Raw genomic sequence first — 14318 nt, forward strand, 5'->3', positions numbered from 1 at the left:
GCCTATGAAGTTCGCAGGCCTATGAAGTCGGCCATGGACTCGACGTAGTAGTCGAAGAACGGTTCCGCCGGGTCCATGCTGTTCTTCAGCTGCCCGAACAGCTCGAAGGTCACCGCACCGAAGAGCTGCGTCCACGCCAGCACCGTGCGGGCGACGGCCACCTCCGGCACCCCGGGCGCGACTTGTGCTGCGATACCTCCGGATTGGGCCGCGAGTTCGGGCGCGAGGGTCTCCGCGGTCACGTCGAGAGTTCCGTTCTCCCATGCCTGGCGCACGATACCGAGCGCGACAATCGGCACCCGGGCGGCGTGCGCGACGGTGGCTTCCGGAGCCTGATACCCGGGCACGGGTGAGCCGTAGACCAGCGCGTACTCGTGCGGATGCGCAATCGCCCACGCCCGCACCGCTTTCGACACCTCACGCCATTGCGCGCGCGGCGTTTGCGCTGCGCCCGCGGCCTTTTCGACGGCCGCGCCGATGGCGTCGTAGGCCTCGATGATCAGGGCGGTCAGCAGGTCGTCGCGGCTCGGGAAGTACCGGTACAGCGCGGACGAGACCATGCCGAGTTCACGGGCGATGGCACGCAGGGAGAGCGCGGGCGCGCCGGATTCGGCGAGCTGTCGGCGCGCGGCATCGGTGATCTCGCGGGTGATCTCGGCGCGGGCCCGTTCCCGGGCCGTTCGAGGGGCGTTCATCCGCCCAGTGTGCCACGTTTCGGATCACCGGACTATTTCGAGAGCACCGCTCTTGACAGCGCGTCGCCTTTGCGCGCACACTGATCACATCAGAGAGCACCGCTCTCGCGGAGACAAAAAGGAACCGTCATGGACGCCAAGAACGCCGCCACCCGCTACATCGGCCCCTCCGGCCTGGACCCGATCATGAACCGCATCTTCAATATGCTGCCGAAGCTCGGCATCAGCGTCGCCGGTTCCCGGCTTCTGGCGGTGCGCGGCCGCAAGAGCGGCGAATGGCGCACCACCATGGTCAATGTCCTCACCACCGACGACGGCGCCCGCTACCTGGTCGCGCCGCGCGGGCACACCCAGTGGGTGCGGAACCTGCGCGCCGTCGGCACCGGCGAGCTGCGCCTGGGCCGAAAGGCCGAAGTCTTCTCCGCCACCGAGGTTTCCGACGCGGACAAGATCCCCGTGCTGCGCGCCTACCTGGATCGCTGGGGCTGGGAGGTCGGCCGCTTCTTCGAGGGAGTCGACAAGAACGCGACCGATGCTCAGTTGGCCGAGATCGCACCGGGATTCCCGGTCTTCGCCCTCGCGTGATCAGTGCGCCTCAGCGCAGTTCGTCGAGCGCCTCATCGCTGCGAGCAATGAACGCACGACCATCCGCGGTGAATACGATGGGCCGCTGGAGCAATCGGGGATGCGATGCGAGCGCCTCGATCCAGCGGTCCCGATCGGCGGCCGTACGGCCCCACGCGGACACCCCCAATTCCTTGGCCTCGGCCTCACCGGTCCGTGTGATATCCCACGGTTCCAGGCCGAGTTTGCCCAGCGCAGCCCGGATTTCGGCGGCCGACGGCGGATTGTCGAGATAGCGCCGCTCGACATAATCTGCACCGTTTTCATCGAGCACGGTCTTGGCATTGCGGCTCTTCGAGCACTTCGGGTTATGCCAGATCTCGGTCGGTTCGGATGCCATATCGGCAGCTTAAAACATCAGCGCCGGTGCGCCGTCAGTAGCATGGGGCGATGCGAGCCACCGGGCATGAGCATGATCTCGCGGGCAGGTGGGATGTCGCGCGGCCGTCGCGGCCCGGCCGGATTTCCGGTATCGGGATGATCGGATTCCGGGATTTGAGCGCGGGACCGGTCGCGCAGCCGGTGTTTCCGCATCCGGCCGTCACGGTGATTCTGCAATTCGGTGAGGGCAATCTCCTCGTGGAGGACGCCGCCGGGCGGGAGCAGCGGGGAAGTCTGGTCGCAGGGCTTGGACCCCAGGCGATTCGGATGCGGGGCGAGCGAATCGAGTGTGTGGAGATGCGCATATCTCCGGTGGTCGCGCACGCCGTATTGGGTACGTCCCTAGCGGAATTGGACCATGCGGTGGTCGCCGCCGACGACGTGTGGGGGCGGGACGCGGCGCGTATCGGGCAGCAGTTGTGTGATTCACCCTCGTGGACAGGCCGTTTCGCGCTGGCGGAGGAATGGATGGCCCGCCGACACGACGCGGGACGGGCACCGGATCCGGAAGTGGCCTGGGCCTGGAATCGGATCATGGTGAGCCGAGGCGGAATACGGGTCGAGGAGTTGGCGGTCGAGGTCGGGTGGAGTCGCAAACGTCTGTGGTCGCGGTTCCGCTCACAGCTCGGAGTGCCACCCAAGCTCGCCGCGAAACTGGTTCGATTCGACTGTGCCACGCGGCGTTTGGTCGCGGGCGACAGCGCGGCCCGCGTCGCGGCGGAGGGTGGCTATGTCGACCAGTCGCATCTGCATCGAGATGTGCTGGCGTTCACCGGAATGACTCCCGCGCGGCTGGCCGGGTATCCCGGGCTCGTGGATCACGACATCGAATGGGCGAGGCCGGGAACATTCTTACGCAGCGATGACGCCGCTCAGAGCCAGTCCACGACCCAGCGGTAGGGGCGCATCCAGTACAGGCCGCCCTCGGGGATCGGGCCGTTCCAGCGTTGGGCGGCCTGGTCGAAGTTCCAGAGGTATTCGGGAGCCGGATCGCCTTCGTGGATTTCGTGCAGGTGGCGGCGCCAGGTATTGAGGATCGGGGGGACGGCCTGCGGGTCGTGTTCGAACGCCCAATCCAGGGTGCGGCCCATGAGGGAGTCGACGGCGTGGTTGGAGGCATTGCGGTCGCCGGTGCTCAGGGAGTGCAGGAAGGCGGCGACCAGGTTGTAGGCCATGGCGTCGTGGACGGAGGTCTGGCCGTTTTCCAGGGACCAGATACCGAGGTAGGTGGGGCCCTGCTCGTCGATCCAGACCGAATGCGCGTCGCCGACCTGATTGTCGAAGATGAGCGCCATGAGCAGGCCGAGCACGGATTTGCCCATGATCAGCGGATCGGGGTTGCCGGTGGCGACGGCATCGTCGACGAGGGCGCGGTAGGCGGCGGCCGCGATTGCGTAGCGTTGCGCGTCCATCAGGGCGTCGGCGGTTTCGCCGCCCGCGATCTGTTCGGCGGGCGGCTGCTGCGGGCCGGTCACGACGGGCGGTGCGGCGTCGCCGATGCGTAGCAGTTCGGTGGCCGCGCCGGCGGCAGGAAGAGGCGGGGCGGCGGCCGGATCGTGCACGACCGGGGATTCGTCCAGGTATTCCAGTGCTACGCGGGCGAATTCATTGTCATGGCCGGTGAGCCATTCGCGGCCCGCGCGCAGGGTGTCGATGAGGTGGCCGCCGACGCCGTGTTCGATGGCTGCGCACATGGCGTAGTAGCCGTAGCCGCGATAGTCGTCGTAGCCTTCGCCCTCGACGACCAGCAGTTGTGCGTATCGGCCCGCCAGATCGTGTCTTTCGATATCGCCGAGCAGGGTGCAGGCGGTCATGGCGGCCATCAGCACTTCACCGTGTTCGCCGTGTGCGCGGCGCAGGTCTATGCAGCGGTCGGCCATGGTGACGGCGCTTTCGGCGCGGCCGAGCTGGGTGGCGGCCTCCACACCCATGGAGTACATGGTGGCGAGGGTGCTGGGCGGGATATCGGCGGGAAAGCGGGCGGGGCCGCGTTCGGCGATGTGCAGGGCCTGGGCGAAATCGCCCGCGGCGAAGGCGGCCCGGAAGCGGTAGGACACGATCCAGCCGTAGTCCTTGGGGTCCGGCGCGTCCAGCAGCCCATCATCGAACGCCGATAGCCGGACCAGGGCTTGATCCGCCTGGCCCGACTCCAGCATGCCGCTCGCCTCGTTCATCACTTCGACGAACGCATTTCGATCCATGGCCTCTTCGCCTTCCCGCAAAATTCAGCCCGGATCGTATGGCGCACCGCACGACTCCCGGGCGCACTGAGGGCAAGGTCATAGTTTGGACACATCCGCATGACAGAGCCCCCGCACGGCCGACCACCTTGCGCCGCAGTCGTATTCGATCGCACATAGGTGGTCGGCCGCAAATCGGAACTCAGCCCGGCACCTTGTCCAGGAATCCCGTCACCCGGCTGATCCGCCCCTCCGCCAAGGTCACCACGTCGAACCCGATCACGATTGGCTCATCCGCGCCAGGCGCATCCAACGTCCACGTGAACCGAGCAATATCGTGATGCCCATCCACCGGCCCCAGCCCGAAGCTCAACCCCGCGAACTGTTCCTGCGCCCCGGCCACCATCGCCTCGATCGCATCCGTCCCCGTGATCTGCGTCAGCGGATCGGTGAACGCCACATCCGCAGCGAACAACTCATCAATCAAAGCCCGCCGCTTCCCCCCATCCTGCTCATTCCAAATCTCGATGTACCGCTGTGCAACGTTCTCGTATTCGCTCATGTACCAAGCATCTTCGCCAGCCCGCACCAAGTCGATTACGTGTCAGGTAAAGCCAGGCACCCTCAGACCGTGACGATCCGCACAGCATCGCCACACAGCGCATGCATATCCTCCGGATCGCTGGTGATCAGGAGGACCGGCTGCGGCTGCCGCACAGCAAGTTCCGCCACCACCGCGTCGATCGCGTACTTGTGCCCGTGCAATCCGCTGCCCAGCAGTAGTTCCGAAGCCGATCTCGCGCTCGCGTCATCGACGGGCTCGACCCGAATAGTGGACAGCAGCCACGTCAGCCGTGCTCGATCGGTCTTTCGATGCGTAGCCTCGATGATCGTCAGCGCGCTCATGACGACTTCCATTCGTCGCATGCGGGCCTCCGCGATCAGCGCGACGACGCCCGGCTCATCATCGACAAGTCTCGACAGACCCTCACTATCGAGAACAACGGTGCCCTGTTGCGCCGGCCGCTTCCCCTTCACCCTGCGCTCTGCCACGGAGCCTCGCCTAGCAGCGCCCTATCGAACTTTTCCGCCGCCTGCCGCCGAACCGCCTCGGACAGTGGCCCATTGCGCTCCTCATAGTCGGCCAAGTACTCATCCAGCAGCAGCCCACGGAGTTCCCGCTCGACGGCGGACGTGATGAACGACGAGAACTCCCGCTTCCCCACGCGCCGCCGAATCGCCGCCGCCGTCCCCTCCGGCAGCGACAGACTCACCCGGGTCGCGGGGCCTTCACCGATTTCGAACGCAGGCTCCGACATCTCCCAAGTTTATCAATCAAAGTAGGAAACAGTGCCACAATTGTGGCTGTGGACGAACCACCTGAGGACATCAGCGATGTCACGGAGCCCGACCTCGTTCAGCTGCTCACACGGCAACGTGAAGCCGTTGCTTGGATCGCTGACACTGCTCCCTTCCGGACCGACGTCACGGATCCCACCGGGCGGTGGCCAAGATTTTGAGGGCAGCGGGAGTGGGGTGGTCAGCCTAGGATGGGCCGGTGACTGCACTGCCCTTGATCTTTACTGCGGGCTGGGCCAGTGGCGTCAATGCGTATGCGGTGGTGCTGCTGCTCGGCATTTTCGGCGTGACCGGGATTTCTGATGAGGTGCCGGAGGCGTTGCAGCGGACCGACGTGTTGATCGCGGCGGCGGTGCTGTTCTTGATCGAGGCTGTGGCGGACAAGATTCCGTATTTGGATTCGTTCTGGGATGCGTTGCATACCGTGGTGCGGCCTGCTGCCGGGGCGGTGGTGGCTGCGCTGCTCGCCGGGCAGGATGGGTCTCTTCCGCAGTTGGCGGCGGGAGCGGTGGGTGGAACTACCGCGCTGGCAAGCCATTTGGTGAAGGCTGGCACGCGGATGGCGATCAATACGTCGCCTGAGCCTGCGAGCAATATTGTGATGAGCCTGGTCGAGGACGTCACGGTCGCGGGCATTGTGACCCTTGCGATCTTCCACCCGGTGCTCGCGGCGGTGTGCGCGGGCGTACTGCTGGTGATCGGGCTGATGGTGTTGTACCTGGCCGCGAGCCGGATTCGCCGTTATCTCATTCGTCGTCGGCAGCGGCGCGAGGAACGACTCGCGGCCGCTGTCTGATCGCGGCGGCCCGCGACCGTCCCGCTCAGCGAGCCGCCGCGAGCGTGCGCAGCGCCGTGGCGGTGAAATCGTCCAGGGGATAGAACAATTCGATCGCGAGTTCCGAGAGGGTGACGTCGGCGGGCGCGCCGAAGGTGGCCATGGTGCTGAACATGCGGAGTTCGCCCATGGGAGTGCGGATTCGGATGGGGACCTCGAAGGGGCCGGGAGCTTCCTCGGCGTCGTCGGGGTCGATGGGCAGCGGGTAGGCGCGGACTTCGTCGTAGAGATCGCGCAGGCGGGGGTCGCCGGTGGCATTGACCTGGCGGAGCAGGCGTTCGAGGAAGACGGCGCGAACCTGTGCCCGATTGACGAGATGGGCGGCCAAACCCTCCGGGTGCAGGACCAGGCGGTAGACATTGGGCTGCGGGGTCAGCAGATGGTCGGGAATGCCGGTCATGAGGACGGACATGGCGGGATTGCCGGTCACCACATTCCAGTACCGGTCCACGACCACGGCGGGATACGGGTCATGGGCGGCGAGCATGGTGTCGAGCGCCGAACGGACCGAGGCCAATTCGGCTTGATCCAGGCTGCTTTCGCGGTACGCGGGGGCATACCCCGCCGCCAGCAGGAGCGTATTGCGTTCGCGCAGTGGAACATCCATGGTTTCGCACAGGCGCAACACCATGGAACGACTTGGCAGCGCACGCCCGGTCTCGACATACGACACATGGCGGGACGAGGTCTCCGCCGTCAATGCCAATTCCAATTGGCTCAGTCGCCGCCGCTGCCGCCATTCCCGCAGCAACGGCCCGACCTGAGACTGTTGCCCTGTCTGATTCGCGGTCATTTCCGCAGAATATCCACCCCGATCCGCCCCGCCATAACCTCCGAGGTCATTGAGACCATGATCGCGCCCCGGCACCCTCGTACTCGACACCCCAACAGTTCGGGTGCTCGGACAGGAGAAGAAATGACGACGACGCTGCCCACCCCCGCCGCCGCCATCACAATGGGCTCGAACTTCCTACGCACAGCACTACGCGTAGACGGCTGGAGCACCGGAACATTCGGAGCTGCACTACTGGCCGCAGGCCCCCTCCTCCGCGACCCCCTCGGCCTCCCCTCCCACTGGTCCATCCCCTTCGGCGTCGCCATGCTCGGCGGCGCAGCCGCCCTCCTCCTCATAGCCGGCTACCCCGAAATCCCACGCCGCCTCGCCATTACAGTGATCGCCGCAAATGCCACATCGGCCGCAGCAATGCTCGCCCTGATAGCGTCCGGCGCACTCCCCCTCACCACGTGGGGAGTTGCCTTCATGCTGATCGGCGCGGCCGTCGTCGCCGCCTTCGCCGAACTCGAATACCTCGGTCTCCGCCGAGCACCCGCCCAAACTTGAACCGATCAGCCTGCGGGTTCGGTTGTTATCCGTCGCCGAGGCGGCGGGCCAGATGTCAGTGCCTCCGCACCGCTCATCGCCGTCGAGGCGAATCCGGTTGGATCAGGCGAAGATCGGGGTTTCGGTGGTGTAGAGGAAGCGGGTTCGGGAGCGGTCGATGAACTTCTCCTCGTCCGTGGCGATGGTGGTGGTGTAGGTGTCGGAGGTGAACCAGCGTGCGGCGTCGGCGATGTCGTCGACCCACACCTCGGCGACACCGTCGTAGAAGACGCTGCTGACGCCGGGGATCTCGTCACCGGTGGGCAGGAGCTGGACGTAGCGCCGGACCGGGACTTCCCCGCCGGGCAGGCTCGCGATCAGCGGGGTGTGCTGCTGTGTCCAGTAGTCCACGAACTCCTCGTGGGTGAGGTCGGCCCGGCGGGTCAGGAAGATGCTGAGTTTGATCACGGAAAGCTCCTCGATGTCACGGTTTCACTTGCCTAGGCAACTCATACGCTAGCGACAATTACTTGCCTGAGCAATAGAAATCTATTTCCTGGGCAAGTAAAGTGGTCGGCATGGACGAACCGTCACCATGGCTGGACGCCGAGCAACAGCGGCTGTGGCAGGACCTTCTCACCGTCGTGATCGCGCTGCCCGCAGCGCTGGATCGTCAGCTGCAACGCGACGCCGGCATGTCGAACTTCGAGTACAGCGTGCTCGCGCGATTGTCGATGACAGATCAGGACACCATGCGGCTCAGCGCGCTGGCCCGTGACTGCGACAGCACGCTCCCACGCCTGTCGAAGCTGATGGACCGCTACGAGGCACGCGGATGGATCGCACGCCGAATCGACCCCAGCGATGGCCGCTACACCCTTGCCACCTTGACCGAGGCAGGCCGACAACAGGTGATCGACAGCGCACCAGGACACGTCGCGCAGGTCCGCCGCCTCGTATTCGACCCCCTCACCGCCGGACAACGCCGCAACCTCGGCACGGCCTTGTCCCGAATCGCAGAAACCGTGCGGCGGGAGGCCACGGGCGGCGGTAGCGGGTGATCGCGTTGACGAATCCAGTTATCGCCGTATCGACTCAGGACCGCTAGCTCGGCTCGGGTGCGGATCAGCGCTTCGGCGGCTACCAGCCTGCGTCGATCAATTGCTTTGCCAGGTCGTCTGCTTGGCGGATCCCGGCTTGGAACGCTTCCGGCCAGGCAGCGAGGACGTCCGGATTGGTTGCGGACCTGGTGAATACGTCGATCGTGGCCGCGTCGGGGGCGAACCGAATGACGGTGTCGGTTACGGTCTTCGCGAGTTCGGCTCGGACTTGTTCGGGCGGGAACCGGTGCGCCAGCGGCTCAATGATCAGTGCGGCGTCCGAGTTCGGGGCGAGGTCCGCGTTGGTGGGCGACCAGACTCCGCCGTCGATGTAGTAGCGGTCTCCGACGACGACGGGCGGGAAGGCTCCGGGGAAGGAACGGCTTGCGGTGACGGCGGTCGGCAGGGGAACGCCGCTGCTACTGTCCCAGACCTGGCGCTGGCCAGTGGCCGCGTCCACGACGACGATCTGCAGCCTGTGATCCGTCCAGTCGTTGCCACCGACCAGCCACTCCATCGGTTCGATGTGCGCCGGTTGCGCCGGTTCCTCGGCCATCACCAGTCGACCGACTGTGCGCCGCGCCGTGTCGCGATCCAATGTCCGGTCCGACAACACCGAGAAGACGGTGGCGACCAGTTCGGGCTTCACCGCTGTCGGCGGTTGCGTGCTGCCGGGGGGACGTGGATCGTCGGCGAACGCGTCCAGATCCCGTCCCGCTATCAGCGCGGCCCCGACCACCGCGCCCGCGGAGGTGCCGACGATCGAGTCGGCCGCACCCAGATCGATTCCACGGCGGCGCAATTCAGCAGCCAAGCCCGTCATCCACGCCGTCCCGGGGATGCCGCCCCCACCCAGAACAACCGAACGCCGAACGCTCTCACCGGACGTCCGATCGACAATGCGACTCTCCATGCCGCGATCCTAGCGACACTCACCCCCTGTGCGTCGAAATGAGCGCGGCGACAATGGAAGTCGCACCGAGGCAGGCCTATACGTCGAAGTAGAGGTCGAATTCGTAGGGGTGGGGGCGGATGGCTATTTCGGCGATTTCGGTTTCTCGTTTGATGCGGATCCAGGTTTCGATGAGGTCTTCGGTGAAGACGCCGCCGTTGGTGAGGTAGTCGTGGTCGGATTCGAGGCGGTCGATTACCGCTTCGAGGCTGGGGGGAGTTTGGGTTACTTGGGCGGATTCTTCGGGGGTTAGTTCGTAGAGGTCCTTGTCGACGGGGAGGGCGGGTTCGATTTTGTTCATGATGCCGTCGAGGCCCGCCATCATCATGGCGGCGAAGGAGAGGTACGGGTTGCCGGAGGAGTCGGGGCAGCGGAATTCGAGGCGTTTGGCGGGGGCGCTGGTGCCGGTTACCGGGATGCGTACCGCGGCTGAGCGATTGCGCTGGCTGTAGACGAGGTTGACGGGGGCCTCGTAGCCGGGGACCAGGCGCTTGTAGGAGTTCACGGTGGGGTTGGTGAGGGCCAGGAGGGAAGGGGCGTGGTGTAGGAGGCCGCCTATGTAGTGGCGGGCCAGGTCGGACAGGCCCGCGTAGCCTGCCTCGTCGTAGAAGAGGGGGGAGCCGTCTTTCCAGAGGGATTGGTGCACGTGCATGCCGGAACCGTTGTCGCCGAAGAGGGGTTTGGGCATGAAGGTGACGGTCTTGCCGTTTTCCCAGGCGGTGTTCTTGATGATGTATTTGTAGAGCATGAGGTCGTCGGCGGCGGCGAGCAAAGTGTTGTAGCGGTAGTTGATTTCGGCTTGACCCGCCGTGCCGACCTCGTGGTGGCCCTTCTCCAATTCGAAGCCGACGTTCTGAAGGTTGGTGCACATGCGGTCGCGGAGGTCGACGTCCGCGTCGTAGGGGGCGACGGGGAAGTAGCCGCCCTTGGGGCGGACCTTGTAGCCGCGGTTGGGGGTGCCGTCGGCATTGAGGCGCGCGCCGGTGTTCCAGTCCGCGGAGGACGAATCCACCTCGTAGAAGGCCCCGTTCATGGTGGTGTCGTAGCGGACCGAGTCGAAGATGTAGAACTCGGCTTCGGGCCCGAAGTAAGCGGTGTCGGCGTAGCCGGTGCTCTTGAGGTATTCCTCGGCCTTGCGCGCCACATTGCGCGGATCACGGCTGTAGGCCTCGCGGGTGTGCGGGTCGTGCACGAAGCAGTTGATATTGAGCGTCTTGGCGGCGCGGAACGAATCCAGTTGGGCGGTGCGCAGATCCGGCAGCAACAGCATGTCGGATTCGTGGATCGCCTGGAAGCCGCGCACCGACGACCCGTCGAAGGCGATGCCGTTCTCGACCAGATCCTCGCCGAACATCTTGGCGGGAATCGAGAAGTGCTGTTGTACGCCGGGTACGTCGCAGAATCGGATGTCGACGTATTGGACTTCCTCGGCGCTGATGTAGTCCTGAACTCCATGGGTAGTAGGGGTGATCACCGCTGGCTCCTCGTGCAGTCTCACCGCTACCCGATCGGACGGCCCGGTCGGGCTCCGGCGGTCCTCTTAGTGCTAACACGATACGTCCGACGGCCACCCCCGTGGAAGCGAATCAGATTGCCCAACAAGATCATTCGTTATTTTCATGTGAACTCGGGCGCGAGATGGTAAACCTCGCGCCGAATCGGCAATTCCGACTCATCGCCATTTGGGCATATTGCACAAGTCGATCACCTCAGATCTTGTCCATTGCCCCTGGCCAGCACCCATCTTTGTGCGGTGTGCTGGATACAACTCGGGGCCGAGGGGCCTCGATATCGTGCTAGCCAGAGGTAGGTCGTGAGTTCATCATCGGTAGCGGACGCCCCCCGCACACTGTGCGAGGCCTTCCAGGCCAATGTGGCGCGGTATCCGCACGCGGTCGCGGTGCGCACGCTCGGCGGCGGTGTCGCCATCACGTGGCGCGAATACGGTGACCGGGTGCGCGCCATCGCCACCGGCCTGGCCGCACTGGGCGTTTCCCCCGGTGACACCGTCGCGCTGATGATGACCAATCGCCCCGAATTCCACCTGTGCGACACCGCGATCCTGCACACCGGCGCGACCCCGTTCTCGGTCTACAACACCAATCCGGTGGACCTGCTCGCCTACCAGTTCGGCAATGCGGGCAATAAGGTCGTGATCTGCGAGAGCCAGTTCGCGCCACAGGTGCTGGCCGCGGTGTCAAAGGCCGCCGAGCAGGGCGTCAAGGTCGACCACGTGATCTGTATCGACGACGCCCCGGCCGGAACAATCGCCCTGGCGGCCGTCGAGGCGACCGCGAATGCCGACTACGACTTCGAAGCCGCCTGGCGCGCGGTCGATCCCGAGCATCTGCTCACCATCGTCTACACCTCCGGCACCACCGGCCCGCCCAAGGGCGTCGAGCTCACGCACGCGAACTTCATCGAGAACGCCCGCGTCATCGATGAATTCGGCGGCGGCACCGCCGAGGATCGGGTGATCTCGTACCTGCCGGACGCCCATGCCGCCAACCGTTGGCTGGCGCACTATCTGTCCCTGCTCACGGGTGGCGAGATCACCACCTGCTCGGATCTGAAGCAGGTCGCCGCCGCCATCGGTGAGGTGCATCCGACGGTATTCCTGGGCGTCCCCCGCGTGTGGGTGAAAGTCAAAGCGTCCCTGGAGGAACGCTTCGCCGCCGAACCGAGCCGAGCCCGTCGCCTGCTGGTGGATTGGGCCGTCGGCACCGGCCGCGCCCGCGCCCGCGCCGTCTCCGATGGCCGCGCCCAGAACTTCCTGGAGTCCGCGCGGTACGCACTGGCCGACCGCTTGGTCCTGTCCACCATTCGAGAGAAGCTGGGCCTGGACAAGGTCCGCATCGCCGTCACCGGTTCGGCTCCGATCCCGAAGGACACCCACGAGTTCTTCCTCGGCCTGGGCCTGCCGCTGGTCGAGGGCTACGGCATGACCGAGTGCACCGCGGGCGCGACCATGGGCCGCCCGAATCGCGTGAAGATCGGCACGGTCGGCACCGCGTTCCCGGGCGCGGAGGTCAGCATCGCCGAGGACGGTGAGGTGTTGATCCGCGGCAAGATGGTCATGCGCGGCTACCGCAATGACCCGGCGAAGACCGCCGAGACCGTCGACGCCGACGGCTGGCTGCACACCGGCGATGTCGGCGAGATCGATGCGGAGGGGTTCTTGAGGATCGTCGATCGCAAGAAGGAACTCATCATCAACGCGCACGGCAAGAACATGTCGCCGACGAATATCGAGAACACCGTCACCGAGAGCACTCCCCTCGCGGGCACGGTGGTCGCCATCGGTGAGGGCCGCTCCTACAACACCGCGCTCATCTGCCTGGACCCCGATCTGGCCGCCGCATTCGCCGAACGCCACCAGCTACCGGATCGCAGTATTGCCGCGCTGGCCCAGGATCCGATCGTGCTGGCGAGCATCCAATCCGGCGTCGATGTGGCGAATACCAAGCTCTCCCGGGTGGAACAGATCAAGAAGTTCGCGGTCCTGCCGGAGGTGTGGGCGCCGGGCAGCGACAACCTCACGGCAACCGGAAAACTGAGGCGCAAACCAATAGCAACCAACTACGCCGCTACTATCGACTCGCTGTACGCGTAGTAGGAGAGTTATGCAACCGCGAACCCGGGATCGTGCGCTGGAAGAGCTGTATCGGCGCGCCGTGGTGGCGCGGGAGGAATTCCCGACCACGCTGCCGCCGTACCGCAATCTGCCGCAGCAGATGGTGGCCAGTGGCTTCGAGCGGGGCTCCAAGCTCAATGTCGACCTGTTCTTCGACTTCCTGCGCTCCGGCAAAACCCCCAGCGAGGACGACACCCGCGAGGTGGTGGAGATCGCGCTGGGCCGGGTCCGCGACGGCGAATCCCTGGAGGAAGTGCTCGGCCGCTACCGAATCGGGGCCGAGTACATCTGGTCCCAGATTCGCGATGCCGCCTCCGACACCGAGCGCGAACTCCTCGCCGATGCCGCGCTGCCGCTGCTGAGCTACGTGACGCTGGTGACCACCCGGATCGCGACGGCCTGCGTGCGGCGCATTCACGATCCGCGCTGGGAGCTGCTGGAACGCCGCCGGGCCATTGCCGATGCGCTGCTCACCGGCCGCGATCCGATCGAATGGGCCGATGAACCGGCCATCGCGGTGCCGGATGCCTTCCTGATCGCGGTGTTCCGCCTCGGCGCGGTCGGCGGCCGGGCGGGCGCGGACACCAGCGAGCTGCGGCACCGCATCGAGGCCATTCCGGGTGTGTTCCTGCGCCTGGACAGCGGCGGCTGGACCGCGCTGCTCCCCTTGCAACCCGGAGACGATGGCACCGCGACCGCCTCCGCCCTCGCCGCCCGCCTGCCCGCGCAGCCGACCGGGCAGTCTGCACAACCCGCCGCGCAGCCCGCGAAATCGCCGACGCAGCGCACGCCGCAGCCCGCACCGTTCTGGGTCGGCGTGACCACCGCGCCATCCCGCGATCGCATTCCGGACGTCTTCCACGAGGCCCGCATGCTCGCGGAATTGGGCCGCTGCCTGGATCGCCCGCAGGTGGTGTGCCGCCGCGCGGACCTCATGTTCGAGTACACCGTCGCGGCCGGGGACACCGCCCGCACCGGACTGGCCGCCGTCCTGGCCCCGCTGGATCCGCAGCCGCTGCTGGCCGAGACCCTGGAAGTGTTCGTGGACAGCGGTTTCAATCAGCTGGCCACGGCGCGGCTGCTCAATATCCACCGCAATACGGTCACCTACCGTCTCGCCCGGGTGCATGAGCTCACGGGTTTGGACCCGCATCGCCCGACCGACGCCATGACGCTGTCGGCCGCGCGCATCGCCCGTCGGCTCGAATCGGCCGCTTTCGCACCGTAATTCGAGCAG

17 protein-coding genes are annotated in these 14318 nt (G+C 65.9%); 7 read left to right on the forward strand and 10 right to left on the reverse strand.

All coding sequences use genetic code 11. The annotated features are described in order from the left end of the window. Positions 1 to 2: 2 nt before the first annotated feature. Positions 3 to 695, reverse strand: coding sequence for a TetR/AcrR family transcriptional regulator (locus AB0N05_RS26230; RefSeq protein ID WP_364698506.1), 693 nt, complete (start codon positions 693 to 695; stop codon positions 3 to 5). A gap of 129 nt (positions 696 to 824) precedes the next feature. On the opposite strand from AB0N05_RS26230, the gene AB0N05_RS26235 reads away from it, so the two are divergent. Next, on the forward strand, positions 825 to 1280 hold the full coding sequence (locus AB0N05_RS26235) for a nitroreductase family deazaflavin-dependent oxidoreductase (RefSeq protein ID WP_364698507.1): 456 nt from the start codon (positions 825 to 827) through the stop codon (positions 1278 to 1280). Positions 1281 to 1290: 10 nt separating this feature from the next. Here the strand turns inward: AB0N05_RS26235 and AB0N05_RS26240 are convergent, their stop codons facing one another. Continuing rightward, entirely contained in the window at positions 1291 to 1659 is a 369-nt protein-coding gene (locus AB0N05_RS26240) for an arsenate reductase family protein (RefSeq protein ID WP_364698508.1), read from the reverse strand. A 50-nt stretch (positions 1660 to 1709) separates the two neighbouring features. Here AB0N05_RS26240 and AB0N05_RS26245 point away from each other — a divergent pair, with 50 nt between their 5' ends. Next, positions 1710 to 2600 carry a helix-turn-helix domain-containing protein gene (locus AB0N05_RS26245; protein ID WP_364698509.1) on the forward strand — a complete coding sequence of 297 codons (891 nt, stop codon included), beginning with the start codon at positions 1710 to 1712 and terminating at the stop codon, positions 2598 to 2600. Here AB0N05_RS26245 and AB0N05_RS26250 read toward each other — a convergent pair. The 4 genes from AB0N05_RS26250 to AB0N05_RS26265 all read right to left on the reverse strand — a co-directional run bounded on the left by AB0N05_RS26250 (position 2573) and on the right by AB0N05_RS26265 (position 5199). After that, on the reverse strand, positions 2573 to 3901 hold the full coding sequence (locus AB0N05_RS26250; RefSeq protein ID WP_364698510.1) for a hypothetical protein: 1329 nt from the start codon (positions 3899 to 3901) through the stop codon (positions 2573 to 2575). The genes AB0N05_RS26245 and AB0N05_RS26250 overlap by 28 nt on opposite strands. Before the next feature lie 181 nt (positions 3902 to 4082). Further along, complete coding sequence (locus AB0N05_RS26255; RefSeq protein WP_364698511.1) at positions 4083 to 4442, reverse strand: nuclear transport factor 2 family protein; 360 nt, start codon at positions 4440 to 4442, stop codon at positions 4083 to 4085. A gap of 62 nt (positions 4443 to 4504) precedes the next feature. Further along, positions 4505 to 4933, reverse strand: coding sequence for a DNA-binding protein (locus AB0N05_RS26260; protein ID WP_364698512.1), 429 nt, complete (start codon positions 4931 to 4933; stop codon positions 4505 to 4507). Beyond that, complete coding sequence (locus tag AB0N05_RS26265; protein WP_364698513.1) at positions 4915 to 5199, reverse strand: hypothetical protein; 285 nt, start codon at positions 5197 to 5199, stop codon at positions 4915 to 4917. The genes AB0N05_RS26260 and AB0N05_RS26265 overlap by 19 nt, the downstream gene beginning before the upstream one ends. A 239-nt stretch (positions 5200 to 5438) precedes the next feature. Between AB0N05_RS26265 and AB0N05_RS26270 the strand changes: the two genes are divergently transcribed. Beyond that, positions 5439 to 6035, forward strand: coding sequence for a DUF4126 domain-containing protein (locus tag AB0N05_RS26270; protein WP_364698514.1), 597 nt, complete (start codon positions 5439 to 5441; stop codon positions 6033 to 6035). A 25-nt stretch (positions 6036 to 6060) separates the two neighbouring features. Here AB0N05_RS26270 and AB0N05_RS26275 read toward each other — a convergent pair whose 3' ends face one another. After that, positions 6061 to 6867, reverse strand: a complete 807-nt coding sequence (locus tag AB0N05_RS26275; RefSeq protein WP_364698515.1) for a helix-turn-helix transcriptional regulator — start codon at positions 6865 to 6867, stop codon at positions 6061 to 6063. A 123-nt stretch (positions 6868 to 6990) separates the two neighbouring features. On the opposite strand from AB0N05_RS26275, the gene AB0N05_RS26280 reads away from it, so the two are divergent. Further along, on the forward strand, positions 6991 to 7416 hold the full coding sequence (locus AB0N05_RS26280; protein WP_364698516.1) for a hypothetical protein: 426 nt from the start codon (positions 6991 to 6993) through the stop codon (positions 7414 to 7416). Positions 7417 to 7518: 102 nt separating this feature from the next. Here AB0N05_RS26280 and AB0N05_RS26285 read toward each other — a convergent pair whose 3' ends face one another. Further along, positions 7519 to 7863, reverse strand: a complete 345-nt coding sequence (locus AB0N05_RS26285; protein ID WP_364698517.1) for an EthD domain-containing protein — start codon at positions 7861 to 7863, stop codon at positions 7519 to 7521. A 110-nt stretch (positions 7864 to 7973) separates the two neighbouring features. Between AB0N05_RS26285 and AB0N05_RS26290 the strand changes: the two genes are divergently transcribed. Then, complete coding sequence (locus tag AB0N05_RS26290) at positions 7974 to 8456, forward strand: MarR family transcriptional regulator (RefSeq protein ID WP_364698518.1); 483 nt, start codon at positions 7974 to 7976, stop codon at positions 8454 to 8456. A gap of 79 nt (positions 8457 to 8535) precedes the next feature. Here AB0N05_RS26290 and AB0N05_RS26295 read toward each other — a convergent pair whose 3' ends face one another. Then, entirely contained in the window at positions 8536 to 9408 is an 873-nt protein-coding gene (locus AB0N05_RS26295; protein ID WP_364698519.1) for a patatin-like phospholipase family protein, read from the reverse strand. 76 nt (positions 9409 to 9484) lie between these two features. Next, positions 9485 to 10921 carry a type I glutamate--ammonia ligase gene (gene glnA / locus AB0N05_RS26300; protein WP_364698520.1) on the reverse strand — a complete coding sequence of 479 codons (1437 nt, stop codon included), beginning with the start codon at positions 10919 to 10921 and terminating at the stop codon, positions 9485 to 9487. Positions 10922 to 11260: 339 nt separating this feature from the next. Here glnA and AB0N05_RS26305 point away from each other — a divergent pair, with 339 nt between their 5' ends. Both AB0N05_RS26305 and AB0N05_RS26310 read left to right on the forward strand, forming a co-directional pair. Then, entirely contained in the window at positions 11261 to 13060 is a 1800-nt protein-coding gene (locus AB0N05_RS26305; protein ID WP_364698521.1) for an AMP-dependent synthetase/ligase, read from the forward strand. 10 nt (positions 13061 to 13070) lie between these two features. Beyond that, complete coding sequence (locus AB0N05_RS26310) at positions 13071 to 14309, forward strand: helix-turn-helix domain-containing protein (protein WP_364698522.1); 1239 nt, start codon at positions 13071 to 13073, stop codon at positions 14307 to 14309. Positions 14310 to 14318 lie beyond the last annotated feature (9 nt).

It is taken from the genome of Nocardia sp. NPDC051030 (assembly GCF_040683015.1).
In the GTDB taxonomy this organism is placed as follows: Bacteria; Actinomycetota; Actinomycetes; order Mycobacteriales; family Mycobacteriaceae; genus Nocardia.